The following is a 23,377-nucleotide window of genomic DNA, read 5'->3' on the forward strand; positions in this document are numbered from 1 at the left end:
ACGAGATTGACGCCCATGCCGCCCGGCATGAACGTGAACAATGCGTCGGGCTTCAGCGCCGCGATCTTGGAGAGTTCCGGCTGGAAATCCAGCGTGCCGAGCGGAATGTAGGATTCCTCGACGACCTCACCCTTGTAGTCCAGCTTGAAACCGGCCACCGAGTCCCTGCCGGCCTGATAATTCGGCACCATCAGATAGACCCGCTTGTAACCGCGATCCTGCGCGACCTTGCCGAGGATCTCGTGGACCTGGTCGTTCTGATAGGACGTCACGTAGAAGAATGGGCTGCATTCCTTGCCGACAAAGCTCGACGGGCCGGCGTTCGGACTGACCAGAAACACCTTGGAGTCAACGACCGGCCTGTGAATCGCCTGCAGGATGTTGGAGAAGATCGGCCCGACGACGAAATCGACCTTGTCGCGCTCGAGCAGACCCTTGATCTTGATCACCGCCGCGTCCGGCTTCAATTCGTCGTCGACGACGATCACCTCGGCGTCGCGGCCTCCCATCTTGCTGCCGAGATCCTTCACCGCGAGCGCAAAACCATCGCGCACCTGCTGGCCGAGCGCGGCGGCGGGTCCGGACAGGGTTACGATCACGCCGAGCCTGATCTTGTCCTGCGCAAGTGCGGGTTGCACCCCTGCGCAGAGGAGGAGGGCCAGGCCGCCCAGTGTAAGCTGCCTCTTCATGATCACTCCCCGCTTGCGGCTGCGTCGCAATCTCTGCGAGACGAGCTTATTCTGATCGCGGCATCCGCGGCAAGCAGAGCCGAAAGATGTTGCGTCGCGCGATGCGTCAATATCCATGATCATGCAAGCCGCGCGCCAATTGCTTGAAGCCTAAAGAAATTCGGGGGAGGTCCGGCGTCCCCATCGGGTTTTGGCTTGCAGGCGGCACGAAATTATTTGAAGCTCAAAACGATGGCGAAGCGTGCCGGCGCCCCGTGTCGTGACTGAAATGACCGTACCAAGATGCTCGATTCCGAGACCAAGGCTGTTGAACTTCCGGAAGACCACGCCGAGGAGCTTCGGTTGTGGCTGCGTCTGCTGACCTGCACGACCCTGATCGAAGGCGAGGTTCGCAGCCGGCTGCGGGAGCGGTTCGACGTCACGCTGCCCCGCTTCGACCTGATGGCGCAACTCGACAAGGCGCCCGACGGGATGACCCTGTCGGACGTCTCCAAGCGCATGATGGTGTCGAACGGCAACGTGACGGGTCTCGTCGAGCGACTCGTAGAGTCCGGCCACCTCGATCGCCGCACGTCCGACGCCGATCGTCGCGTCCAGGTCATCCGGCTGACCAAGCTTGGCCGCGCCGAGTTCCGCAGGATGGCGGCGGAGCATGAGAACTGGATCGCCGACGTCTTTGCCGATCTGACGCCGAAGGACGTGCGCGAATTGATGCGGCTGCTGGCGAAAACCAAGGCCTCCGCGCAGAAGTCGGCCGGTCGCCGCAGGGCCTGAGACCGCCGGTGGTCGGCCGGCATGCCTGCCTGCTCCGAGAAAATGCCGGGGACGCTCAAAATCCACTATTGCGTCCAATTATTTTAAGCCTAAAATGATTTCACATAGTGCTGCCGGGTGCTCTCCAGGCCGAAAAAGGAGCGTGCGATGGCCAACGCCGCCAAGGCTCATAGTCCGGGCTCGTTTGACAGCAGCGGCCGGTCGGCTCATGTCGACACCTTCGCCGAGCAACATTTGCCGCCGCGGGAGCTCTGGCCGGAGTTCATCTTCACGCGACCGGAGCTGCAATATCCGGCGCGCCTCAACTGCGTCAGCTATTTCCTCGATCGCTGGGTCGAGCAGGACCACGGCGACGCGCCTTGCGTGATCAGTCCTGCGGCCGGTTACAGCTATCGCGAACTGCAGCAACTCGTGAACCAAATTGCGAGCGTGCTGGTCGGCAAGCTTGGCCTGGTCGCGGGCGGACGCGTGCTGCTGCGCTCGGCCAACAATCCCATGATGGTTGCGACCTATCTCGCGGTGATCAAGGCCGGCGGCATCGTGGTCGCGACCATGCCGCTGCTGCGCGCCAAGGAGCTCGCTTATCCGATCCAGAAGGCGGACATTGCGCTGGCGCTGTGCGACGGCAAGCTGTCCGACGAGATGGAGAAGGCGAAAGCCGCGGCACCGCGACCGATGCGCGTCGTCTATTGGGGCACCGGCGCAGCCGATGCGCTGGAGGCGCTGATCGCGGATGCAAGCTCCGAATTCACGGCCGTGGATACCGCGTCCGACGACACCTGTCTGATTGCCTTCACGTCGGGAACGACGGGCGATCCGAAGGGCACCATGCATTTCCATCGAGACATGCTGGCCGTGTGCGACGCCTATGCGCGCAACGTCCTGCGCGCCGAGCAGCGTGATCGCTTCATAGGCTCGCCGCCGCTGGCCTTTACGTTCGGCTTCGGCGGCGTGCTGTTCCCGATGCATATCGGCGCATCATTCGTGGTCCTGGAAAAGACTGCGCCGGACGAACTGCTCGCTGCAATCGAGCAGTACAAGGCCACGGTCTGCTTCACAGCACCGACCGCCTATCGCGCCATGCTCGGCAAGATCGCCAACTACGACATCTCTTCGTTGCGCAAATGCGTTTCCGCGGGCGAGACCCTGCCCAAGCCTACCTTTGATGCCTGGTTGAAGGCGACGGGCATCAGGTTGATGGACGGCATCGGTTCGACCGAGTTGCTCCATATCTTCATCAGCGCGACTGAAGACGAAATCCGTCCGGGCGCGACCGGAAAACCGGTGCCAGGCTATGAGGCCAAGATCGTCGATGATGCCGGCAACGACGTGCCGCCGGGCACGATGGGGCGCCTGGCGGTCCGCGGGCCGACCGGTTGCCGCTACCTCGCCGACGAGCGACAGCGCAAATACGTGCACCGCGGCTGGAACATCACCGGCGACACCTATGTGATGGATGGCGACGGTTACTTCTGGTACCAGTCTCGTTCCGACGACATGATCGTTTCCGCCGGCTACAACATCGCTGGCCCCGACGTCGAGGCCGCGCTGCTCACCCATCCGGCCGTCGCCGAATGCGGTGTGGTCGGTGCGCCGGACGAGGCGCGCGGCATGATCGTGAAGGCGTATGTTCTGCCATCGGCAGGGGTGGTGCCCGATGCGCAGCTCGCGGCCGAGTTGCAGGAGCACGTCAAGCGCGAGATCGCGCCTTACAAATATCCGCGTGCAATCGAGTTCGTGACCCAGTTGCCGAAGACCGAGACCGGCAAGCTGAAGCGCTTTGCCCTGCGGCAGATGGCGCAGGCGGCGGCGAAATCGTCAGGCCTGGCTGCGGAATAGGAAAGGAATGAGGGAATTGTCCGTGACGACGCCGAAAGCTCCGCAGCTTGCAGTGCTGCCGACAGCGAACGACGCCGGATCTCCTGCCGTGCAGATACTGCAACCGTCGGGATGGCCAATTCCAAGAGGCTACGCGAACGGCGTGGCTGCGGATGGCCGCATCGTCGTCACCGGCGGGGTGATCGGCTGGGACTCCGAGGAGCGTCTGGCAGACGGCTTCGTCGCGCAGGCGCGTCAGGCCTTGAGGAACATTGCCGCGATTCTGGCCGAGGGCGGCGCGCGCCCCGAGCACCTGGTCCGGCTCACCTGGTATGTCGTGGATATCGACGAATATTTGGCCAACCTGAAGGAACTCGGCCAGATCTACCGGAATATCTTTGGCGCGCACTATCCCGCAATGGCGCTGGTTCAGGTCGTTCGCCTGGTCGAGAAGGCCGCGCGCGTCGAAATCGAGGCGACGGCGGTGATACCGCGCTGAAAAGTGTTGCGCTCGACCACGACGATCCGACGATCGTCGCGATGCCGGGCCGGACGGAAGGCTCGCGATCAGCCCGCCTTGGCGAGATTCTCGTCTTCCGGCGAGTTGAGATAGACGCCGGACATGGTGTCGACCCAGCAGAGATGGTCGTGCACCTTCTTCACGCCGTCGACGTTCTCGGTCGCGACCACGGCGGCCTGGCGCGCGCGTTCTTCGGTGATGACGCCGCTCAGATGGACGATGCCGTCGCGAACGATGACGTTCAGGCCGAACGGGCACCAATCGTTCTTCTCCAGGGCATCGATGATGCGATTGCGGATGTTATCGTCGTTTGCGGTCGGGTCCGGCACCTGTCGGGCGAGACTTGCCACCGCCTGCAGCAGGTTGGCGCGCGACACGATGCCCACGACCTTGTCGCCGCGCACCACCGGCAGGCGCTTGACGTTGTTCCGCTCCATGAGATCGGCGATCTCCGCGAGCGCGGTGTCCTCACTAATGGTCAGCGGCTGTGCGGTCATCACCTCGGAAACCTTGCGGCCGTGCTCGTGGACGAAATCGCTGGCCGATTTGCCGGGACCCAGGATGAACCTGAGCCAGCGCCCGCGCTTGCGTTGGGTGCCGATTTCGCTGCGCCGGATGAAATCCCCCTCGGAGACGACGCCGACCAGCTTACCGGTCTCGTCCACCACCGTGAGACCGCTGACATGGCGTTGCAGCATGATGTTCGCTGCCTCGACGATGGTGGTGTCGGGGGTGACCGAGATGACCGATCGGGTCATGATCTGGTGGGCGCGCATGCAGCAACTCCGCAGTTTTTGGGCCGAATTTCGGCGGGACGAAAGCCTCGTTCAAAAAAACTAGTCCAAGTGTCGCGGCTCGAATTGACGCAGGTCAAGCGGCGGGAGCTTGATACACCTCAATGTTATCGGAACCGCTGGCCATATTGTAGTTTGGAACTGACAGCGAGGAGGTCACGGTGAGCGAACTAGCCAAACTGTACGAGTCCGCACCCTCGGCACTCGATCCGGCCACCCAGCTGGCGGATGCCAACCGGCGCGGGCTGGATTTCGTTTCGGGCGCGCAAAGGCTGGTGCTCGAGGAAATGGTGTTCGCCGCCAATGAACTGGCGGATCGAACCCAGACCGAGGCGCATCTGTTCGCGGAATTTCTCTCAAAACTGGCAGGCTCCCACTCGGTTCGGGATTGGGGAACGATGTACCGGGAGTGCAGTCAGCATCAGCTCGATTTCGTCCGTCGCGACTGTGACCGGCTCTTCAAGCACGGCGCGCGGATGCTCGAAGCGGCTTTCAGCCTGGTTAATCGGCCGGGCTGATCGGAAATTGCGATTTTCATGGGCCTGAAATCCGGAAATCCCATACTGGCAACCATGAGCGCCGTGCAGACCTCAGTTGCCCCACGGACGGAGGGTCCGATAACCCCGGATTCTCCGGTCAAGTCGCCCGCGACCGTCGATGCGCCCGTGCTACCGGCCGCAGGACGGTCTGAAGTGCCCGCCGCCCCGGCCCCGCCGCCGTCGGAGCCCTATCCGGCCGACCGCGCCCTGCATGCGATGATCGCACGGATGACCGGTGGAATCGCGCCGGTGGCGCTGTCGCTCGCCTATCTCGACTGGGCGTCGCATCTCGCGGCCGCGCCGCAACGCCGGATGGAGATAGCCCAGGATGCGGTTCGGGATGCCGGTAAGCTTTTTCAAGCCGCGGCGCACGCCGTGTCGCCGGATCGGAAGCCTTGGTCGGTGATCAAGCCCCAGGCCCACGACCGCCGCTTTGCCAAGCCGGAGTGGGAGAACTTTCCGTTCAATCTCCTTGCGCAGTCGTTTCTGCTCGGCGAACAATGGTGGCGCAAGGCCACGACGGGCGTACGCGGCGTCGCTCCCGAGAACGAAGCAATCGTGGAATTCTCGGTGCGCCAGGTGCTGGACATGCTGGCGCCGTCGAATTTCGCTGCGACCAATCCGGAAGTGCTGCAAAAGGCCTTTCAGAGCGGCGGCGAGAACTTCGTATTCGGCTGGCAGAACTGGTGCGATGACCTGAAGCAGGCGCTGTCCGGCGGCAAGTCTTCGGGCGACGAACGCTTCGTCGTCGGCAAGACGGTAGCGGCCTCGTCCGGCAAGGTGGTGTACCGCAACCAGCTGATGGAGCTGATCCAGTACCGCCCGACCACCGACAAGGTGCGCCCCGAGCCGATCCTGATCGTCCCGGCCTGGATCATGAAGTACTACATTCTCGATCTGTCGCCGCGAAATTCGCTGGTGAAATACCTGACCGGCGAAGGCTTCACAGTATTTGCGATATCCTGGCGCAATCCGGACGAAGGCGACCGCAACGTCGCCTTTGACGACTATCGCAGGCTGGGCGTCAAGGCCGCGCTGGACACGATCGGCTGCATCGTGCCGCGCCGGAAAGTCCATGCGTTGGGCTATTGCCTGGGCGGCACGCTGCTGTCGATCGCAGCCGCCGCCATGGCGCGGGACGGCGACAACCGGCTGATGTCGATCACATTGCTCGCCGCGCAGACGGATTTCACCGAAGCGGGCGAATTGACGCTCTTCATCAACGAAAGTCAGGTCACCTTCCTCGAAGACATCATGCACGAACGCGGCTATCTCGACACCACGCAGATGGCCGGCGCGTTCCAATTGCTGCGCTCCAACGATCTGATCTGGTCGCGGCTGTCGCACGATTACCTGATGGGCGAGCGCGTTCCGTCCAGCGACCTCATGGCCTGGAACGCGGACGCCACGCGCCTGCCATATCGGATGCATTCGGAATATCTGCGCCAGCTCTTCCTCAACAACGATCTGGCGGAGGGGCGCTACCACGTCGAGGGGCGCAACGTTTCACTATCGGACATTCATGCGCCGATGTTCGTCGTCGGTACGCTCAACGACCATGTCGCGCCGTGGCGATCCGTCTACAAGATCCACTACCAGGTGGATGCGGACGTGACGTTCCTGTTGACCAGCGGCGGCCACAACGCCGGCGTCGTGGCACCGCCCGGTCAGCCCGGCCACACCTACCAGGTGATGACCAAGGCCGCGGACGCTCCCTATATCGGCCGTGACGAATGGAAGGCGCAGGCGCCGCACTTCGAGGGATCGTGGTGGCCGGAATGGACCAAATGGCTCGTGGCCCGCTCGGGCGAGCCTTGCGATCCGCCGCGGATGGGACTCGAGAACGTCGATCGCATGCCTGATGCGCCCGGTGAATATGTCCATACCTAGCGTCTGGATGATTCAGGCGCGAAACAGCTTGGCTTCGTCCAGTTTCCTGTAAGCCGCCGCAGCGCTGCGCAATAGTTGCTTCTCGCGCTTGCGGCCGAGGAAGTGAAAGCTCGCCTTCTCGTCGCCGTGCAGCGAGCCCGCCAGGGCCCGGCCTCTCGCATCGTCATTGAGCTGCCCGAGGCAGCGTTGTGCCTTGCGCAGCAGCTTGAGCGCCGCCATCTGCCCGACAAGGGATTTGTCCGAGAACAGGTCTTCGAGGGATTCGATCGTATAGGTCAATCGCTTGTTCAGGAGTCGCAACCCGTGCCGCTTCTCGGCGCTCATCTCCTCGAGTTTGCGCGACTTCTTCAGCAGCGTCTTTTCCCATCGTCCGAGCCGTTGTACCGCGTGCTCTGCGAGCGTCGAGGCGCGCAGCCTGATCGCCTGCTTGCTTCGCCGGGTCGACCACGGGCCGCTTTCAATCCAGTTCGAGGTCAGCTCGATCGATCGCCGATATCGGGCCGATTGCAGCGCGCGCGACAACAGGCGATGGCTCTGCGCACGTTTTCGGTGCCATGTCTCGAGTTCGGCCGCTGCGGAAGGGACACCCTCGCTGGCCGCTTCCATCCGTTCAATCGCCACGTCGAGATCGCGCACCGTGCCGAGCTGGCCGTTCAACCATTTCAGCCCGGCCCAGACGACCGGCCGCTCGGCATCATCGACCATCGGAGAGAAGAACCGGATTACGGCGCGAAGATGCGTCAGCGCAATCCGGATCTGGTGCAACGCGTCGGCATCTCCGCCGCACGTCGCCTCGTGTTGCCCGATGACCGCATCGAGGTGACGACGGGCGATGATCCGGAATGCCGTGTCGCAGGCCATTCCGGGACTCAATCGGGCGGGGGAGGCGATGCGGGAGGACGCCGGCTTGGCGCGGGCAACGGCCCTTCCTGGTGTGCTCGATCGCGCCATCTTGGTCCATTCGATCAGACGAACCTAGACGCCAGCCGCCAGCCTGGCGGCATCCAGGGTCTGCTCGGGCGTTCCTGATGCGTCGATGATTGCCCAGCCGACGGTGCCGATATTATAGCGCTCCTGAAGCGCGGCAACCTCTTCGGTTGCGTCCGATGCGTCTGCGCGCCTGCGGCCAATTCGCCTCTGGCGCGTCGCAAGGTCCGCGACCAGGAAGAAGCCGGTCATGGGCACGCGGCAATCCCGGGCCAACTCGGAGAGCCGGCTACGCTCCTGTTCCCGGGCAAACACGGCATCGACGATGGCCGAGTGCCCCTGCGCCAGAACCTGCCGCGCGCGCTGCTCCAGTGTCAGATAGACGCGATCGGTTACGTCGGGCCGATAGGCGGATGCCGGAAGCCGCGCGGTCTCCTCGACGCCAAATAGCTGCTTGCGAACGATGTCGCTGCGCAGCACGACGGCTCCGGGCGGCGGCGCCACGGTTGGAGCAAGCATGCGGGCCAGCAGCGACTTGCCCGTACCCGACAGCCCCCCGATCGCGATCAGGCGCGGAGCGGGCGGGTCGATCAGCGCCTTGGCAAGCCCAAAATAGCTCTGCGCCTCGTCAAGAATTGCGGCTCGATCCGGAGGCTTCCGGTTCAGCCTGGCAAGCAGCACCTGGGCGCGGATCGCAGCCCGGATCGACATGAAGAGCGGCAGCGCGCCGAGCGCGTCGAGATTCTCGGTCGCCGTCGTGGAGAGATACCGGTTGAAGACGATGTTTGCCGCCGTGTGTTGCCCGTAGTGCAGCAAGTCCATGAGCGTGAAGGCGAGGTCGTAGAGGACGTCGACCGATGCGATCTTCGGATCGAACTCGATCGCGTCAAACAGGACCGGCTTCCGGTCGATCAGGACGATGTTTCCCAGGTGCAGGTCGCCATGGCAGCGCCGCACGAAGCCTTGCCTGTCACGCGGCTTCAGCACGGATCGGATCCGCGCTAGCATCTGGTGCGATGCCCGCGCAAGCTCCTCGACGTCGGTTGCGAGAAGATAGCCGCCGTTCAGCAAGCCGGCGGTATTCCCGTCGATGAGAGCGGGAACGGCGTCGACCCAGCGGATTCCGTCGGCATGCGTCGCGGAGGCGTGGCTGGCGGAGATCGCATCGGCGATTCCGGCCGCCAGCTCCGCATCGAAAGGGCCGGCCTTTGCCAGATGATCCAGCGTCTGGTTCTCATCGAAACGGGACATTTCGACCGCGAATTCGATCGGCGTGCCCTCTTCGCCGACACCCAGCGTGCCGTCCGGCTTCCTCGCGATCGCCACCACGCGGCGATAGATCTGCGGCGCCATCGGCCGGTTGACCTTGATTTCTTCCTCGCAGGCCGCCTTGCGCTTTTCCAGCGTCGAATAGTCGAGGAAGGGAAAGCGCACGGCGCGCTTGATCTTCAGCGCGCGGTTGCCTTGAAGGAAGACCGACGCCGCATGTGTATCGATCCGCGCCGTGGATGGCTGGCGGGCGGGATCGGTCAGGAACGCAAACACCTCCTCCTGAACGGCTCTGTCTGAATCGTCTTCCGTCGAAGTCGGCATGTGCGGATTTGCCTAGGGCCTGAGCACGGCCGCTCCCAGGATTTTCCCGGCTCTCAGCATGGCCAGAACGTCGTTCGCCTCGTCAAGCGGGAATGCCGTCGTCTCGGTGCGGACACCGGCCTGCGGCGCAATCTTCAGGAACGCCAGTCCGTCCTGGCGCGTGAGGTTGGCGACCGAGACGAGCTGCCTCTCCTGCCAAAGGAGTTCGTAGGGGAAACTCGGGATGTCGCTCATGTGAATGCCGGCGCAGATCACGCGACCACCCTTGCGGACCGCGCGCAAGGTGGCCGGCACGAGCTCGCCGGCGGGCGCGTAGATGATCGCGGCATCGAGCGGCGTGTCGGGTATCTCATCCGAAGCGCCGGCCCAGACGGCGCCGAGCTTGAGCGCGAGTTGTTGGGCGGCGGCATCGCTGCGCCGGGTGAAGGCATAGACCGATCGCCCCTGCCACACCGCGACCTGCGCGATGATGTGGCCGGCGGCGCCGAAGCCGTAGATGCCGAGCCGCTCGGCATTTCTCGCCAGCACCAGCGAGCGCCAGCCGATCAGGCCGGCGCAGAGCAACGGCGCGATGGCGACGTCGTCGCCGGCCTCACCCAGCGGGAACGCATAGCGCGCGTCAGCAATGGTGTGGGTCGCATAGCCGCCGTCGCGCGTATAGCCGGTGAACAGCGGACGGTCGCAAAGATTTTCCATGCCGTCGCGGCAGAAGCGGCAGGTTCCGCAGGTGTAGCCCAGCCAGGGAACGCCGACGCGATCGCCGGGCTTGTGTGTCGTGACATTGGGGCCGACGAGGTCGACACGGCCCACGATCTCATGGCCCGGGATGATCGGATAGCGGATATCGGGCAGCTCGGCATCGAGCACATGAAGATCGGTCCGGCATACGCCACAGGCACTCACCTTCACCCGTATCTGGCCTTCGGCAGGAAGCGGATCCGGCCGCTCCTCCAGGCGAAGCCGCGCTCGCGGGGCCGACAACACCATTGCACGCATCAATCTCTCCGGAGCGCCAGGATATCCCATAGTATGGCAGCACGGCTAGCCATTGACCTCCATCAACACCTGTCGAGATCGATCCCGCCGGCGCGCGTGCTGCGATCTTGACGAGAATCAATGGCGAGCACGGCCGGAACCCTATTGTGCAGAATCAGGAGAATCCGCAGAGAACGGAGAGCATTGCCATCCTCATGCAAGTGCGAGCTTCGCTCGAACGGGACCGTCCGGGGAACGCTGCCGAGACGGTCATCGACCGGCCACTGTGCCGGGCCATGATGGCGCACCGGCCGCTCTTGCCATATATCCGGACCGGTGTTTCAACCATCGGGTCGAGCGCCCGCGCGGACAATTGAATCTCATGTCGACCTATCGCCTGAAGAACTTGCTGTCGCCTCGTTCCGTCGCGCTCGTCGGAGCAAGCCCGCGCCGTGTATCCGTCGGACGCGCCGTGCTGGACAACGTCAACAACGCCGGATTCAAGGGCCAGTTTGGCCTGGTGAATCCGCGTTATCCCGAGATCGGCGGCGTTCCCGCGGTGAGCGGGCTCGACCAACTGCCATTCGTGCCTGAACTCGTCGTGATCACCGCGCCGGCGCAGGAAGTTCCTGACATCATCGACCAGGCGGGACGCCGCGGATCGGCCGGCGCCCTGATCGTCACGGCGGGGTTGGGCCATGGCCCGGGATCGCTGCAGGAGGCTGCACTCTCGGCAGCCCGCAAATACGGCATGCGGCTGATCGGTCCCAACTGCCTCGGGATCATGATGCCGGGCGTGAGCCTGAACGCCAGCTTCGCTGCGCACATGCCGGGGGCTGGGAGCCTGGCGCTGATTTCGCAATCGGGCGCGATCGCCGCCGGCATGGTGGACTGGGCGGCGCAACGCGGCGTCGGCTTTTCCGGCATCGTATCGATCGGCGACCAGCTCGACGTCGATATCGCCGATCTGCTCGACTACTTCGCGCTCGACAGCAAGACGCGCGCGATCCTGCTTTATGTCGAGGCGATCAAGGACGCGCGCAAGTTCATGTCGGCGGCGCGCGCGGCGGCCAGGGTGAAGCCCGTGGTCGTCGTGAAGTCGGGCCGCATGGCGCAGGGCGCCAAGGCTGCCGCGACCCACACCGGCGCGCTCGCCGGTTCCGACGCCGTCTACGACGCGGCGTTTCGCCGAGCCGGCGTTCTGCGCGTGTCCGATTTGCGCGAGCTGTTCGACTGCGCCGAGACGCTCGGCCGCGTCGAATCGCCGACCGGAAAGCGGCTCGCCATTCTCACCAACGGTGGAGGAATCGGTGTCCTGGCGGTCGATCGCCTGGTGGAGCTCGGCGGAATTCCCGCGCCCATGACCGCGGAGACGCGGCAGAAGCTCGATGCGGTCCTGCCGCCGACCTGGTCGGGGGCAAATCCCGTCGACATCATCGGGGATGCGGACGCCGCACGCTATGCGGCGGCGCTGGAAGTGCTGCTGGCCGATCCCGGCAACGATGCGGTGCTCGTCCTCAACGTCCAGACCGCGATCGCATCCGCGGCCGAAATCGCAACCACGGTGACCGGACTGCTCAAGAAATATCGCGAGCAGCATCGCAGCTGGGCCAAGCCGGTGCTCGCGGCCTGGGTCGGGGCGGATCAGGAGATCATCGAGACGCTCAGCAGCGCCGGCATCCCGAACTACCCGACCGAGGACGATGCCGTGCGCGGCTTCATGCACCTGGTGCGCCACCGCGAGGTCGTGGTCGAGCTCGCGCAGGTCCCTCCGGCGATGCCCGACAGCTTCGTGCCGGACGTCGAACTCGCCAGGCGGATCGTCGCCGCGGCAATTGCCGACGGCCGCAAATGGCTTGAACCGATCGAGATCAAGCGACTGCTCGAGGCCTACGACATTGCGATGGTGCCGACCTATGCGGCCACCGATATCGAGCAGGCCGTGAGCTGCGCCAGGGAGATATTCGCGCAGGGTGCCACGGTCGTGCTCAAGATCATGTCGCGCGACATCGTGCACAAGTCGGACGTCGGCGGCGTGGTTCTCAACCTGACCACGCCCGAGGCCGTGCGGGCCGCCGCAGCCGACATCCTCGCCCGGGCGAGGAAGCTGCGGCCGGAGGCGCGGATTTCCGGGATCATCGTGCAGGCCATGGTCGTGAAGGCGAAGGCGCGCGAGCTTATTCTGGGCCTCGCCGACGACCCGACCTTCGGCACCGTCGTGGTGTTCGGACGCGGGGGCACCGCGGTGGAGATCATCAACGACAAGGCGTTGGCGCTGCCGCCGTTGGACCTGCAGCTCGCCCACGACCTGATCGACCGGACCCGTGTCTCGCGGCTGCTGCGCGCCTATCGTGACGTCCCCGCGGTCAAGCAGGATGCCGTCGCTCTGGTGCTGGTCAAGCTGGCGCAGATGGCGGCCGACATCCCCGAGATTCGCGAATTCGACATCAATCCGCTGCTTGCGGACGAGGCCGGGGTGACGGCCGTCGATGCCCGCGTCGCCGTCGGGCCGCCGCAGCGAAAATTTGCCGGCACCGGGCCTGCGAATTTCGCTGTTCGCGCCTATCCGAGCCAGTGGGAACGTCACCTTCAGGTCAAGGAAGGCTGGCGCGTGTTCGCACGGCCGATGCGACCCGAGGACGAGCCGTCCATCCACGAGTTCCTGAAACACGTCACCGTGCACGACCTTCGCCTGCGCTTCTTTGCGCCGATGAAGGAGTTTACCCACGAATTCATCGCGCGCCTGACCCAGCTCGACTATGCGCGCGCGATGGCGTTCATCGCATTCGACGAACAGACCGGCGAAATGGTCGGCGTGGTTCGCATCCATTCGGACTCGATCTACGAGACCGGCGAGTACGCGATCCTGCTGCGGTCCGATCTCAAGGGCAGGGGCCTGGGTTGGGCCTTGATGCAGTTGATCATCGAATATGCCCGCTCCGAAGGCCTCAAGGCCATATCAGGCGACGTGCTGCAGGAGAACACCGTGATGCTGGACATGTGCCGGCAGCTCGGCTTCCAGGTGAACCCAGATCCGGTCGAGCCGGACATCTGCAACGTGCGGCTCAAGCTCTGAGGCGGGCGTCGAGCGGAAATCCCCGTCGCGGTCGTGTCGTGTCGACTTCGCGAAAGACGCTCCTTTACGCGGCGGAAACCTTGCGATTGATTTGCGTTGGAAGGGCGGCGGCCCTCCGGGCTTGAGACAGGTCAATCCGAGGGCGGTGCCCCCGCCTGGAAACTCATGATAGTTTGAGCCCGGATCGTGCCCAAGAGGATAAGCCCTTGAATTCCGAACCCCTGTTGGCGGCCATGCCGTCCGGCGACGTGCTCGAATTGCGGCCGGCCGGCTCGTGGATCGCGGCCAATGTGTCGAAGCTGGAAGCGCTCTCCCGATCCGTCAAGGCCGACCTCGACCGGTCGAAGACCGTGCGACTTGACATGGCCGGCGTGAGCGAACTCGACACGCTCGGTGCCTGGCTGCTGGAGAAGCTCTCCCGGCGTGTCGCTTCGGCCGACGCGGCCCCGGCCCAAATCGTCGGCGTTGCCGAGAACTATGCGGGCCTGATGGAGGAAGTCCGCCAGGTCAATCGCGACAACCCGCCGCCGGCGGCCCCGCTCAATCCGGTCGCGCTGCGCCTGGGCGAGCTTGGCAAGGGGACCGTCGGCGCGCGCGAGGACGTCGCGGTCTTCCTGCAGATGCTGGGCGCCCTGTTCATGGCGCTGGTGGGTGTGCTGCGGCATCCGAGATCGCTGCGGCTGACGTCGCTGGTCTATCAGCTCTATCGTATCGGCTGGCAGGCGATCCCGATCATCATGTTGATCACCTTCCTGATCGGCGCGATCATCGCCCAGCAGGGATTCTTCCATTTCCGCAGGTTCGGCGCCGAGTCCTACACGGTCGACATGGTCGGCATTCTGGTGCTGAGGGAGCTCGGCGTGCTGATCGTCGCCATCATGGTGGCGGGGCGGTCGGGAAGCGCCTACACTGCGGAGCTCGGCTCGATGAAGATGCGCGAGGAGATCGATGCGCTGTCGACGATGGGGCTCGATCCGGTCGACGTGCTGATCCTGCCGCGTGTGGCGGCGCTCGTCATCGCGCTGCCGATCCTGACCTTCATCGGGTCGATCGCCGCGCTCTATGGCGGCGGCCTGGTCGCGCAGTTCTACGGCGACATGGGGCCGGCGATCTACATCGCGCGGCTGCACGAGGCCGTTACGGTGACCCATTTCAAGGTCGGCATTCTCAAGGCGCCGTTCATGGCGCTGGTGATCGGGATCGTGGCGTGCAGCGAAGGCCTGCGGGTCAAGGGCAGCGCCGAGTCGCTCGGCAAGCAGACGACCACGTCGGTGGTGAAGTCGATCTTCCTCGTCATCGTGCTCGACGGCCTGTTTGCGGTCTTCTTTGCCTCGATCGGAATGTAGCGATGGCGGAGGCCCCTCAGGAGTACGCGATCCGCGTCCGCGATCTCGTGGTCGGTTTCGGCCGCCAGATCGTGATCGATCACCTGTCGCTCGATGTCCGAAAGGGGGAGATTCTGGGGCTGGTCGGCGCATCCGGCGGCGGCAAATCGGTGCTGATGCGCACGATCATCGGCCTGATCCCGCGGCGAAGCGGCGACATCGAGGTGATGGGCAAGCCGATCGGCGACACGCTTGATCGCAGCACCCAGAGCGCCGCGACGAAATGGGGCATCCTGTTCCAGCAGGGCGCGCTGTTCTCATCGCTGACGGTGCGCCAGAACATCCAGTTTCCGCTGCGCGAAAATCTCGTGCTGTCGCAGGAACTGATGGACGAGATCGCGACCGCCAAGCTCGAGATGGTCGGTTTGCGGCCGCAGGACGGCGACAAATATCCGGCCGAATTGTCCGGCGGCATGACCAAGCGCGTGGCGCTGGCTCGCGCGCTCGCGCTCGATCCGCCGATCCTGTTCCTGGACGAGCCGACCTCCGGTCTCGATCCGATCGCCGCCGGCGATTTCGACGCGCTGATCAAGACGTTGCAGAGGACGCTGGGGCTCACCGTGTTCATGGTCACTCACGACCTTGCGAGCCTCACGACCGTCTGCGACCGCGTCGCCGCGCTCGCGGACGGCCAGATCGTCGCGATCGGGCCGATGCGCCAGCTGCTTCAATCCGAGCATCCCTGGGTGCGGGCCTATTTCCACGGCAAGCGGTCCCAGATGCTGCAACCCCAGATGAGATGAGAGATGGAAACCCGCGCTCCCTATGTCCTGATCGGCGCCTTCGTTCTCGCGGCCATTCTTGCCGTCTTCGGTTTCATCTACTGGCTCAACAACACCGGCGGCATCGGCCCGCGGACGAGCTATCGCGTTCAGTTCCAGGGCCCCGTGCCCGGACTCCTGGTCGGCGCCGGCGTACTGTTCAACGGCATACGGGTCGGCGAGGTGGCCGAGCTTGCACTGGCGCAGGACAACCCGCGCTTCGTCAACGCGACGATCTCGGTTGCCTCCACGACGCCGGTGCGGGCCGACACCAAGGTCGGCCTCGAATTCCAGGGCCTGACCGGCGTGCCCGTGGTGGCGCTCGAGGGCGGGACCGCGACGGCCAAGTCCGGCCAGATGCCGACCCTGATCGCCGATCCCGGCGCCGGCCAGAGCATGACCCAGGCGGCGCGGGACGCGTTGCGGCGGGTCGATTCGGTGCTCGAGGAGAACTCGGGTCCCCTGAAGGACACCATCGCCAATTTCAGGACGTTCTCCGAAGGGCTCGCGCGCAATACCGGCAAGCTCGACAGCATCGTCGCCGGGCTGGAGAAGATGACCGGCGGCGGGCCTTCCGCCCCGAAGATCACCTACGACCTTCGCGCGCCGCAGGACCTCGGCCCCGCCGGCAAGACCCTGGCCGAACCGTTGGCGATTCCCGAACCGACCGCGGTCGCGATGCTGCAGACGCAGCGCATGCTGTTCTCGCCGGTCAAGGATTATCCCGGCTTTGCCGAATTCCTCTGGGCCGACAGCATTCCGAAGCTGCTGCAGGCGCGGCTGATCGACAGTTTCGAGAACTACGACATTGCCCATGCCCCGCTGCGCAGCACCGATATCGGCCAGGCGGACTATCAGCTCCTGATCGACGTCAGGCGTTTCCGTATCGCGGCGGAAGGAAGTCCGGTTGCCGAAATCGGGCTGTCGGCGAGGATCGTCGACAAGAACGGCAAGGTGGCCGCGTCGCGCCTTGTGGAAGCCAGTGAGAAGCTCGACAAGATCGAGCCGGCGGCTGCGGTCGAGGCCTTCAACGCTGCCTTTGGCCGCATCGCCAGGGAACTGATCGGCTGGACCGTGCAGTCGGTCAAGCCGCCGGCTATTCCAGGGTCTTCAGGTAAGACAGGAGGTCGTGGATCTGGTTCGGACTGAGCTCGAAGCTGGGCATTTCGGCGTGGCCGGTGTAGATACCTTCGGCGAGGGCCTCGCCCAGCGTTTCGATCGGGTAGCGCTTGTGCAGGGTTCGGAATGGCGGGGAGAGTGGGTTCGGGCTTGCGGAGGTCCGGTCGATGGCGTGGCAGCGCGCGCAATTGGCCCGGGCAAAGGCCTTGCCGCGCTGCTCGGGCTTGGAGGCGGCCAGCGCCGGGGCGACCAGGAGCAGGGCGATCAGGGTCTGGCGAAGGGCGAATTGCAGCATGAAGGGCGACCTCGTCGAGCTTGTTGGGAAGAATAGGGGGCCGATGTGCTCCGAATTTGATCTGCGTCAACTGCCTTTGTCATAATGCAGTAAAATGCAGGAGCGTGGCGAATCCGGCCTGGAGCAGGGGAAGCCGACGCGTGGAGCGGTGGATGAAGGCTTCCGTGGTCACGATTGAGCCGAACGGACTTTGCAAGGATTGCTCGATACGCGAATTCAGCGTCTGCGCATCGCTCGATGACGCCGAATTGCGCGAGTTCGAGCATCTGGGGCGCCGCGTCCATTTTGCCGCCTGCGAGAGCGTGTTCTCCGAGGAGGACTTCACGACCTCCTTCTTCAACGTCCTCGACGGGGTGATGCGGCTCTACAAGCTGCTGCCGGACGGACGGCGGCAGATCGTCGGTTTTGCCCTGCCGGGCGACTTCCTGGGCATGAACGTCTCCGGCCGCCACAATTTCTCGGCCGATGCGATCGGGCCAGTAACCGTGTGCCAGTTCTCCAAGGCGCCGTTCGGCCGCTTCATCGAGGAGAGGCCGCATCTTTTGCGCCGCATCAATGAGCTGGCGGTGCGCGAATTGAGCCAGGCGCGCGACCATATGGTCCTGCTCGGGCGCCGGTCGGCGGAGGAAAAGGTCGCAACCTTCCTCCTGGGCTGGCGCGATCGCCTGACGCCCCTCAACGGGCCCTCCAACATCGTGCCGTTGCCGATGAGTCGCCAGGACATCGCCGATTATCTCGGCCTCACCATCGAGACCGTGAGCCGTACCTTCACCAAGCTGGAGCGCGACGGCGTCATCGAGATCATCCATGGCGGTATCAGCCTACTGGATGCGGCGCGCGCCGAGGCCCTGGCCGCCGCCTGAGGCCGTCTCGCGCGCAACCTTCTCGTCATTTTTGATCCCGATCAAAGACGTTGGCCGGTGTCTGCAAAATAGTGCCCAAAACGTCGAGGGAGGGCATGATGCCGACCGATGCGTTGCTGGTGACCATCGCAGTTGTGGCCGTGTTCGTCGCGTTCGCGGCGGTATTGGCGTGGGCCGACCGTCAGACCAGTTCGCTGCCCAAACGCTGACGCGTCCGCGATCATTTTAGGAAAGGTCATCGCAACCCTGCATCACGCGGAATGCTTTGGCGCATCCTGCGGCTGCAGACTTCGGTTGCGGGCCGCGGTTTTTTGCAGCGACTGCACGCACCACGCAGGCGGTTTCCGGTTGAAAAGCCGGGCAACGTTGACTACGGAGGAACTAAAGTGCCTCGTAGCCTCAGGAGCCCCGCGGCATGCCTCAGGACAAGACCGGCGATACCCGGCAGCCATTGGGCAGCAAGCTCTCGGTCCTGCGCAAGCACCCGATCTTCGCTGATCTGGCGCCGGAGGCGCTCGATCAGCTCTGCCGCTACGCCAAGCACACCACCGTGAAGCGCGGCGCGACGATCGCGGCCAAGGGCGAACCCGGCACGAGCCTGTTTGCCGTGATATCGGGCACGGTGAAGATTTCCTCTTCGTCACCCGATGGCCGCAACGCGATCCTCAATTTGATCGGTCCCGGCGAGATCTTTGGCGAGATCGCCGTCCTCGACGGCGCACCGCGCTCGGCGGACGCGACCGCCAACACCAATTGCGAGCTCTACATCATCGATCGCCGGGACTTCCTGCCGTTCGTGCGCAGCCAGCCGGCGCTGGCGATGAAGTTCATCGAGCTGCTGTGCGCGCGCCTGCGCTGGACCAGTCAGCAGGTCGAGCAGGTGATCCTGCAGAACCTTCCGGGCCGGCTCGCCAGCGCGTTGCTCGGGCTGACCGAGGAGCGCAAGCTCGGCTCGGGAAGCGGAACCCTCGCCATCACCCAGCAGGAAATCAGCGAGATGGTCGGAATGACCCGCGAGAGTATCAACAAGCAGCTCCGTGCCTGGGCCGCGCGGAGCTGGGTGCGCCTCGAGCACGGTGCGATCGTGGTCCTCGACAACGACGCGCTGCGCGAGCTCACCGAAAGCGGCGTCGGCGACCTCGGATAGGCTGCGCCAAGGCGTTAGCCGTCGATGATGGCGACCGCGCGGGTCCAGCCCGCCGAGGCGCACTCGATCTTCACCGGAAAGCACGAGACGACAAATCCCGTCGACGGCAGCTGTTCGAGATTGTGCAGTTTCTCGAGATGGCAATAGCCGATATGGCGGCCGGCCTTGTGGCCTTCCCAGATCAGCTTGGCGTCGTGCGTCTCGGCGTATTTCTTCGCGGTGTGGACGAACGGCGCGTCCCAGCTCCAGCCGTCGGTGCCGGTCAACCGCACGCCGCGCTCGAGCAGATACATCGTCGCCTCGTAGCCCATGCCGCAGCCGGAATTGACGTAGTCGGGCCGGCCGAATTTTGCGCCGGCGCCGGTGTTCACCACCACGATCTCGAGCGGCGACAGGGTATGTCCGATGCGCACGAGCTCCCGCTCGACGTCCTCCGCGGTCGCCACGTAGCCATCCGGCAGGTGGCGGAAGTCGAGCTTCACGCCCGGCTGCAGGCACCATTCCAGCGGCACCTCGTCGATCGTCCATGACCGCTCGCCGCGATTCATGGTGGGATGGAAATGCCAGGGCGCATCGAGATGCGTGCCGTTGTGGGTCGACAGCGAGACCTGCTCGACCGCCCAGCCTTGCCCGTCCGGCAGGTCTTCGGCCCGGAGTCCGTCGAAGAACTGCAGCATCCGCGGCAGGCCCTGGCGGTGATCGATGTACTGGATCGTCGGGAGGTTGCCCGGCGGATCGGCCGGCACGTCGTTCTGCAACGGCACGGAAATGTCGATCAGCCTCCGCGGCATGGGTACTCTCCGGATGTTCCTTCCCGACATCTTGAGGGGGGCGTCATGCCGGCGCAAGCCTCATCGCAGGACGAGCCGCGGCAGCCGTGACCAGCATCAGCCCGACCGGTATGACGCGGGGCCGGGCTCACGCCGCAAAGCCCGCGCGCAGGCGGAGCTCCCTCTGCTCCGCTCCGGTCAGCAGGTTGACGAGCGTACGCGCTTGCGCGGGGTTTGCTGCGTGCGTCGCGACGCCGGCGGTATACATCGTGGCGAGATCGCAGCCCGGCGGCAGCGATCCCGACAGCGCGATGCCGTCGGTTGCGATGATCTCGGTCGTCTGCGTGCAGCCGATCGGCCGCCTGGCGTCGGATGCCGCAAGCTGCCGCATCGCGGTCGCCCCGTTCGGGAGGATTTTCAGGCGTGCGGCGACTTCGTCCGCGATGCCGAGTTGCTCCAGCACCTTCGCAACGTGAATTCCGGCGGTCGACGCCTTGGTGTCGGGCACGAAGATGGCGTCGGCGGCGCGCAGCGCCTCACGAAGCTCCGCTTCGCTCGTCACCGTCACTCTGGGATCACGGCTGCGGACCGCGAGCGCGGTCTCGACCAGGCCGATATCCGCGATCGATGAGGGGACCACGAGCCCTTCCTCGGCGAGCCGCGTCACCAGCGCGCGCGTCAGGATCACGAGATCGGCCGGCGTCCCTGCGCGCAGCCTGTCCGCCATCAGGCCGACGGCGCCGAACTCGCCGTCGATGCCGAGGCCGGTCTGCACCCGGAAAGCCTCCGCAACTCCGGCGACGAGGCCTTGCGCCGCGCCGCCGCTCAAAATGTTCAGTGTCACGATGCAAGCTCCATCGCCGCAATCAGCCGCTCGCGCGTGATCGGCAGGTCGCGGACGCGCACGCCCAGGCAATCGAACACGGCGTTGGCGATTGCCGCCGTCACCGGGCCGTGGGCGGCCTCTCCGGCGCCGACCGGGTCGATCTCCGGCCGTTGGATGACCTCGACCTCCACCGTCGGCGCTTCCCTGAAGGTGAGGATCGGATAGTCCGTCCACGACGCGCTGGTGATGCGCGTGCGATCGAAGCGGACGCGCTCCTTCAGCACCCAGCTCGTCGCCTGGATCGCGCCGCCCTCGATCTGGTTGACGACGCCGTCCGGATTGACGGCTTCGCCGACATCGATCGCAAGCGTCAGCCGCCTCACGCGGATGTCGTCCGCGCCCTCGACCTCCGCGATGGCGGCGCAATAGGCGCCGGTGTTCTTGTAGCGCGCGAAGCCGATGCCGTGGCCGATGCCGGCCGTCCTCCGCGGCTTCCATCCCGCGCGTGTGGCGGCCGCGGAGATCGCGTTCTTGGCGCGCTCGTCGGAGAGGTGGCGCATACGGAACTGGATCGGGTCCTCGCCGCGTTCGGCGGCGATTTCGTCGAGCATGGATTCGATCGCGAAGACGTTGCCCTGTCCGCCCAGCGTCCGTAGCGCCGAGGTGCGCACCGGCATGGTCAGGAGCCGATGGCTCGTGATGGTCCAGGCCGGCAGGTCGTAAAGCGGAACCGAGTTTCGGTCGCCGCCGCCGCCGTTGGCCGCCGGCGGGTTGGAGGAGATCATGCGCGGGAAGGGCGTCGCGAGTTCGGTCGCCGCCAGCAAAGCCGGCTGCGCCGCGCGTCCCGGGCGTGCAGCGTGCCCGTTGCTCCAGATCGAATGGCGCCAGCCGACGATCTCGTTGCCGGCGTCGAGGTCGGCCTCGACCTCGATCGCCATGGCGGCGCCGAATGGCGCGTGTGTCATCTCGTCATGCCGCGACCATTGCACCCGCACCGGCCGCCCGCCGGCGGCCTTCGCCAGCAGCACGGCGTCCAGCGCGACGTCGTCGGCGGCGTTATGGCCATAGCAGCCGGCGCCTTCCATGTGCTCAACCGTGATGCTCTCGGCCGGCAGCTTCAGCACGATCGCGAGATCGGCGCGCAGCAGGTAGACGCCCTGGCTGTGGGTCCAGACATGAAGGCGGTCGCCATCCCATCGGGCCATGGCGCAGGATGGCGCGATCGAGGCATGCGCGATATAGGGGCGGGTGTATTGCCGGCGCAGCGTGCGCGCGGCCGGTCTCGCCGCGGCTGAAGTCCTGGTGTCGATGACCGTGGCTTCGGTCGGCTGCCCCTTCAGGAATGTCGCGAGATCGTCTTCATCCGGCAACGGCTCGCCATCCGACCATGCCGCCCCCTTGCGCAGCGCGTTGAGCGCGGCCTCGGCGCTGTGCTCGGTGTCGCAGACCACGCCGGAAAAGCTGCCGTCGCGGACGATCGCGATGAGCCCATCGACGCGGCGCGCTCCCGCCTCTTCCAGCGAGATAAGCTTTGCGCGCGAAATCTCGGGCCGCAGCACACGGCCATGCAGCATGCCGGCCAGCGGCACGTCATGAATGAAGCGCGGCCGCGCGAACACCTTGTCGGGAATGTCGATGCGTTCGATGGAATGCCCGGCGACGCCGCGCGCGCCGATTGCCTTCGCCGTTATGCCCGCGGTCGCGTCGCGATCCAGCGAGACCTCGCCGGCGAGCTCCCAATAGCTGGTCCTGACGTTGCCGGGCCCGAAAATCGTGCCGTCGGCGATATCGAGCGCGGACGCCTCGACGCCAAGCCGCTCCGCGGCTGCGGTGAGGAAGAGCTGGCGCACCTCCGCACAGGCCTGGCGCAGCGCGCGGCCGGATTGCTGGATCGAGAGGCTGCCCGAGGTGACGCCTTCGTTCGGGCTCGCCGCGGTCGACGCGCGGATCATCGCGATCCGGCCGATGTCGACGTCGAGCTCGTCGGCGGCGATCTGCGCCAGCGCGGTGACGATGCCCTGGCCGATTTCGACCTTGCCGGGCGAGATCGCGACGTGGCCGTCGCTGTCGATCCGCACCCAGGATGACAATCGCGGATTGGCCGCGAGGCTGACCGGCAATTTTGGAGCAGGGGAGGCGGTGTTCATGAGGCGGCCATCTCGGCTGCGGCGCGCAGCACCGCCCGCACCATGCGGTTGTGCGATCCGCAGCGGCACAGGTTGCGGTCGAGCGCCTCTCTCACCTCGTTCTCCGTCGGCGCCGGATTGCGCTTCAACAGCGCCGCCGCGCTGATCAGGATACCGGGCACGCAATAGCCGCATTGCATCGCCTGCTCGGCGATGAAGGCGCGCTGCAGCGGATGCGGATGCTCGGGGCCGCCGAGGCCTTCGACGGTCGTGACGTCCTTGCCAGCCACCGACCACAGCGGCATGTCGCAGGAGGTCACCGCGCGATCGCCCACCATCACGTGGCAGGCACCGCATTCACCGGCGCCGCAGCCGAAATGGCTGCCGTGCAGGGCAAGCCCGCCGCGCAGGAAGTCGAGCAGCGTCCGGTCGGGATCGGCGTCGAGCGCGGTCTCGGCGCCGTTGAGGCGAAATCGAATGGTCGTCATCG

20 protein-coding genes and 1 pseudogene are annotated in these 23,377 nt (G+C 65.3%); 11 read left to right on the top strand and 10 right to left on the bottom strand.

Translation table 11 applies throughout. From position 1 onward, the window contains the following. Positions 1–689: penicillin-binding protein activator (locus KGM94_RS04435; protein WP_300255349.1), on the bottom strand; the 689-nt coding region annotated here is incomplete at its 3' end. A 282-nt stretch (positions 690–971) separates the two neighbouring features. On the opposite strand from KGM94_RS04435, the gene KGM94_RS04440 reads away from it, so the two are divergent. The 3 genes from KGM94_RS04440 to KGM94_RS04450 all read left to right on the top strand — a co-directional run bounded on the left by KGM94_RS04440 (position 972) and on the right by KGM94_RS04450 (position 3,780). Further along, complete coding sequence (locus KGM94_RS04440) at positions 972–1,463, top strand: MarR family transcriptional regulator (RefSeq protein WP_300255351.1); 492 nt, start codon at positions 972–974, stop codon at positions 1,461–1,463. 147 nt (positions 1,464–1,610) lie between these two features. Next, positions 1,611–3,302, top strand: a complete 1,692-nt coding sequence (locus tag KGM94_RS04445) for an AMP-binding protein (protein ID WP_300255353.1) — start codon at positions 1,611–1,613, stop codon at positions 3,300–3,302. A 22-nt stretch (positions 3,303–3,324) separates the two neighbouring features. Beyond that, entirely contained in the window at positions 3,325–3,780 is a 456-nt protein-coding gene (locus KGM94_RS04450; protein ID WP_300255355.1) for a RidA family protein, read from the top strand. A gap of 68 nt (positions 3,781–3,848) precedes the next feature. Here the strand turns inward: KGM94_RS04450 and KGM94_RS04455 are convergent, their stop codons facing one another. Next, complete coding sequence (locus KGM94_RS04455; RefSeq protein ID WP_300255357.1) at positions 3,849–4,577, bottom strand: CBS domain-containing protein; 729 nt, start codon at positions 4,575–4,577, stop codon at positions 3,849–3,851. Positions 4,578–4,756: 179 nt separating this feature from the next. On the opposite strand from KGM94_RS04455, the gene KGM94_RS04460 reads away from it, so the two are divergent. Then, positions 4,757–5,113, top strand: a complete 357-nt coding sequence (locus tag KGM94_RS04460; protein ID WP_300255359.1) for a hypothetical protein — start codon at positions 4,757–4,759, stop codon at positions 5,111–5,113. A 54-nt stretch (positions 5,114–5,167) separates the two neighbouring features. Then, positions 5,168–7,024, top strand: coding sequence for an alpha/beta fold hydrolase (locus KGM94_RS04465; protein ID WP_300255420.1), 1,857 nt, complete (start codon positions 5,168–5,170; stop codon positions 7,022–7,024). 12 nt (positions 7,025–7,036) lie between these two features. Here the strand turns inward: KGM94_RS04465 and KGM94_RS04470 are convergent, their stop codons facing one another. The 3 genes from KGM94_RS04470 to KGM94_RS04480 are packed head-to-tail and all read right to left on the bottom strand — an operon-like array spanning position 7,037 to position 10,540. Then, positions 7,037–7,975 carry a CHAD domain-containing protein gene (locus tag KGM94_RS04470; RefSeq protein WP_300255360.1) on the bottom strand — a complete coding sequence of 313 codons (939 nt, stop codon included), beginning with the start codon at positions 7,973–7,975 and terminating at the stop codon, positions 7,037–7,039. Positions 7,976–7,999: 24 nt separating this feature from the next. Continuing rightward, positions 8,000–9,544 carry a bifunctional aminoglycoside phosphotransferase/ATP-binding protein gene (locus KGM94_RS04475; RefSeq protein ID WP_300255362.1) on the bottom strand — a complete coding sequence of 515 codons (1,545 nt, stop codon included), beginning with the start codon at positions 9,542–9,544 and terminating at the stop codon, positions 8,000–8,002. A 12-nt stretch (positions 9,545–9,556) separates the two neighbouring features. Further along, complete coding sequence (locus KGM94_RS04480; RefSeq protein WP_300255364.1) at positions 9,557–10,540, bottom strand: zinc-dependent alcohol dehydrogenase family protein; 984 nt, start codon at positions 10,538–10,540, stop codon at positions 9,557–9,559. A gap of 361 nt (positions 10,541–10,901) precedes the next feature. Here KGM94_RS04480 and KGM94_RS04485 point away from each other — a divergent pair, with 361 nt between their 5' ends. The 4 genes and pseudogenes from KGM94_RS04485 to KGM94_RS04500 form a co-directional block, all read left to right on the top strand. Beyond that, positions 10,902–13,595, top strand: a complete 2,694-nt coding sequence (locus KGM94_RS04485; RefSeq protein WP_300255366.1) for a bifunctional acetate--CoA ligase family protein/GNAT family N-acetyltransferase — start codon at positions 10,902–10,904, stop codon at positions 13,593–13,595. A 206-nt stretch (positions 13,596–13,801) separates the two neighbouring features. Next, entirely contained in the window at positions 13,802–14,941 is a 1,140-nt protein-coding gene (locus KGM94_RS04490; RefSeq protein WP_300255368.1) for an ABC transporter permease, read from the top strand. Between the two features lie 2 nt (positions 14,942–14,943). Then, complete coding sequence (locus KGM94_RS04495; protein ID WP_300255370.1) at positions 14,944–15,723, top strand: ABC transporter ATP-binding protein; 780 nt, start codon at positions 14,944–14,946, stop codon at positions 15,721–15,723. 3 nt (positions 15,724–15,726) lie between these two features. Continuing rightward, a pseudogene (locus KGM94_RS04500) lies at positions 15,727–16,827 on the top strand (MlaD family protein); the annotation flags it as partial. Between the two features lie 10 nt (positions 16,828–16,837). On the opposite strand, the gene KGM94_RS04505 reads toward KGM94_RS04500, so the two are convergent. Beyond that, on the bottom strand, positions 16,838–17,155 hold the full coding sequence (locus KGM94_RS04505; protein WP_300255374.1) for a cytochrome c: 318 nt from the start codon (positions 17,153–17,155) through the stop codon (positions 16,838–16,840). Between the two features lie 152 nt (positions 17,156–17,307). Between KGM94_RS04505 and KGM94_RS04510 the strand changes: the two genes are divergently transcribed. Next, entirely contained in the window at positions 17,308–18,018 is a 711-nt protein-coding gene (locus KGM94_RS04510; RefSeq protein ID WP_300255376.1) for a helix-turn-helix domain-containing protein, read from the top strand. Between the two features lie 415 nt (positions 18,019–18,433). After that, on the top strand, positions 18,434–19,165 hold the full coding sequence (locus KGM94_RS04515; RefSeq protein ID WP_300255378.1) for a Crp/Fnr family transcriptional regulator: 732 nt from the start codon (positions 18,434–18,436) through the stop codon (positions 19,163–19,165). Positions 19,166–19,179: 14 nt separating this feature from the next. Here the strand turns inward: KGM94_RS04515 and KGM94_RS04520 are convergent, their stop codons facing one another. The 4 genes from KGM94_RS04520 to KGM94_RS04535 form a co-directional block, all read right to left on the bottom strand. Continuing rightward, positions 19,180–19,956, bottom strand: a complete 777-nt coding sequence (locus KGM94_RS04520; protein ID WP_300255380.1) for a cyclase family protein — start codon at positions 19,954–19,956, stop codon at positions 19,180–19,182. A gap of 127 nt (positions 19,957–20,083) precedes the next feature. Then, positions 20,084–20,782 (bottom strand): substrate-binding domain-containing protein, encoded by a 699-nt coding sequence (locus KGM94_RS04525; protein WP_366526210.1) that lies wholly within the window; start codon positions 20,780–20,782, stop codon positions 20,084–20,086. After that, positions 20,776–22,908 carry a molybdopterin cofactor-binding domain-containing protein gene (locus KGM94_RS04530; protein ID WP_300255384.1) on the bottom strand — a complete coding sequence of 711 codons (2,133 nt, stop codon included), beginning with the start codon at positions 22,906–22,908 and terminating at the stop codon, positions 20,776–20,778. The genes KGM94_RS04525 and KGM94_RS04530 overlap by 7 nt, the downstream gene beginning before the upstream one ends. Beyond that, positions 22,905–23,375 carry a (2Fe-2S)-binding protein gene (locus KGM94_RS04535; RefSeq protein ID WP_300255386.1) on the bottom strand — a complete coding sequence of 157 codons (471 nt, stop codon included), beginning with the start codon at positions 23,373–23,375 and terminating at the stop codon, positions 22,905–22,907. The genes KGM94_RS04530 and KGM94_RS04535 overlap by 4 nt, the downstream gene beginning before the upstream one ends. Positions 23,376–23,377: the final 2 nt, after the last annotated feature.

The organism is Bradyrhizobium sp., from assembly GCF_028868675.1.
Lineage (GTDB): Bacteria > Pseudomonadota > Alphaproteobacteria > Rhizobiales > Xanthobacteraceae > Bradyrhizobium.

Bases quoted from the DNA above. Each gene is read 5' to 3' on its own strand.
- KGM94_RS04440 (WP_300255351.1), top strand. From the start codon at position 972: ATGCTCGATTCCGAGACCAAGGCTGTTGAACTTCCGGAAGACCACGCC.
- KGM94_RS04445 (WP_300255353.1), top strand. From the start codon at position 1,611: ATGGCCAACGCCGCCAAGGCTCATAGTCCGGGCTCGTTTGACAGCAGC.
- KGM94_RS04455 (WP_300255357.1), bottom strand. From the start codon at position 4,577: ATGCGCGCCCACCAGATCATGACCCGATCGGTCATCTCGGTCACCCCC.
- KGM94_RS04465 (WP_300255420.1), top strand. From the start codon at position 5,168: ATGAGCGCCGTGCAGACCTCAGTTGCCCCACGGACGGAGGGTCCGATA.
- KGM94_RS04470 (WP_300255360.1), bottom strand. From the start codon at position 7,975: ATGGCGCGATCGAGCACACCAGGAAGGGCCGTTGCCCGCGCCAAGCCG.
- KGM94_RS04475 (WP_300255362.1), bottom strand. From the start codon at position 9,544: ATGCCGACTTCGACGGAAGACGATTCAGACAGAGCCGTTCAGGAGGAG.
- KGM94_RS04480 (WP_300255364.1), bottom strand. From the start codon at position 10,540: ATGCGTGCAATGGTGTTGTCGGCCCCGCGAGCGCGGCTTCGCCTGGAG.
- KGM94_RS04485 (WP_300255366.1), top strand. From the start codon at position 10,902: ATGTCGACCTATCGCCTGAAGAACTTGCTGTCGCCTCGTTCCGTCGCG.
- KGM94_RS04495 (WP_300255370.1), top strand. From the start codon at position 14,944: ATGGCGGAGGCCCCTCAGGAGTACGCGATCCGCGTCCGCGATCTCGTG.
- KGM94_RS04505 (WP_300255374.1), bottom strand. From the start codon at position 17,155: ATGCTGCAATTCGCCCTTCGCCAGACCCTGATCGCCCTGCTCCTGGTC.
- KGM94_RS04510 (WP_300255376.1), top strand. From the start codon at position 17,308: ATGAAGGCTTCCGTGGTCACGATTGAGCCGAACGGACTTTGCAAGGAT.
- KGM94_RS04515 (WP_300255378.1), top strand. From the start codon at position 18,434: ATGCCTCAGGACAAGACCGGCGATACCCGGCAGCCATTGGGCAGCAAG.
- KGM94_RS04520 (WP_300255380.1), bottom strand. From the start codon at position 19,956: ATGCCGCGGAGGCTGATCGACATTTCCGTGCCGTTGCAGAACGACGTG.
- KGM94_RS04530 (WP_300255384.1), bottom strand. From the start codon at position 22,908: ATGAACACCGCCTCCCCTGCTCCAAAATTGCCGGTCAGCCTCGCGGCC.
- KGM94_RS04535 (WP_300255386.1), bottom strand. From the start codon at position 23,375: ATGACGACCATTCGATTTCGCCTCAACGGCGCCGAGACCGCGCTCGAC.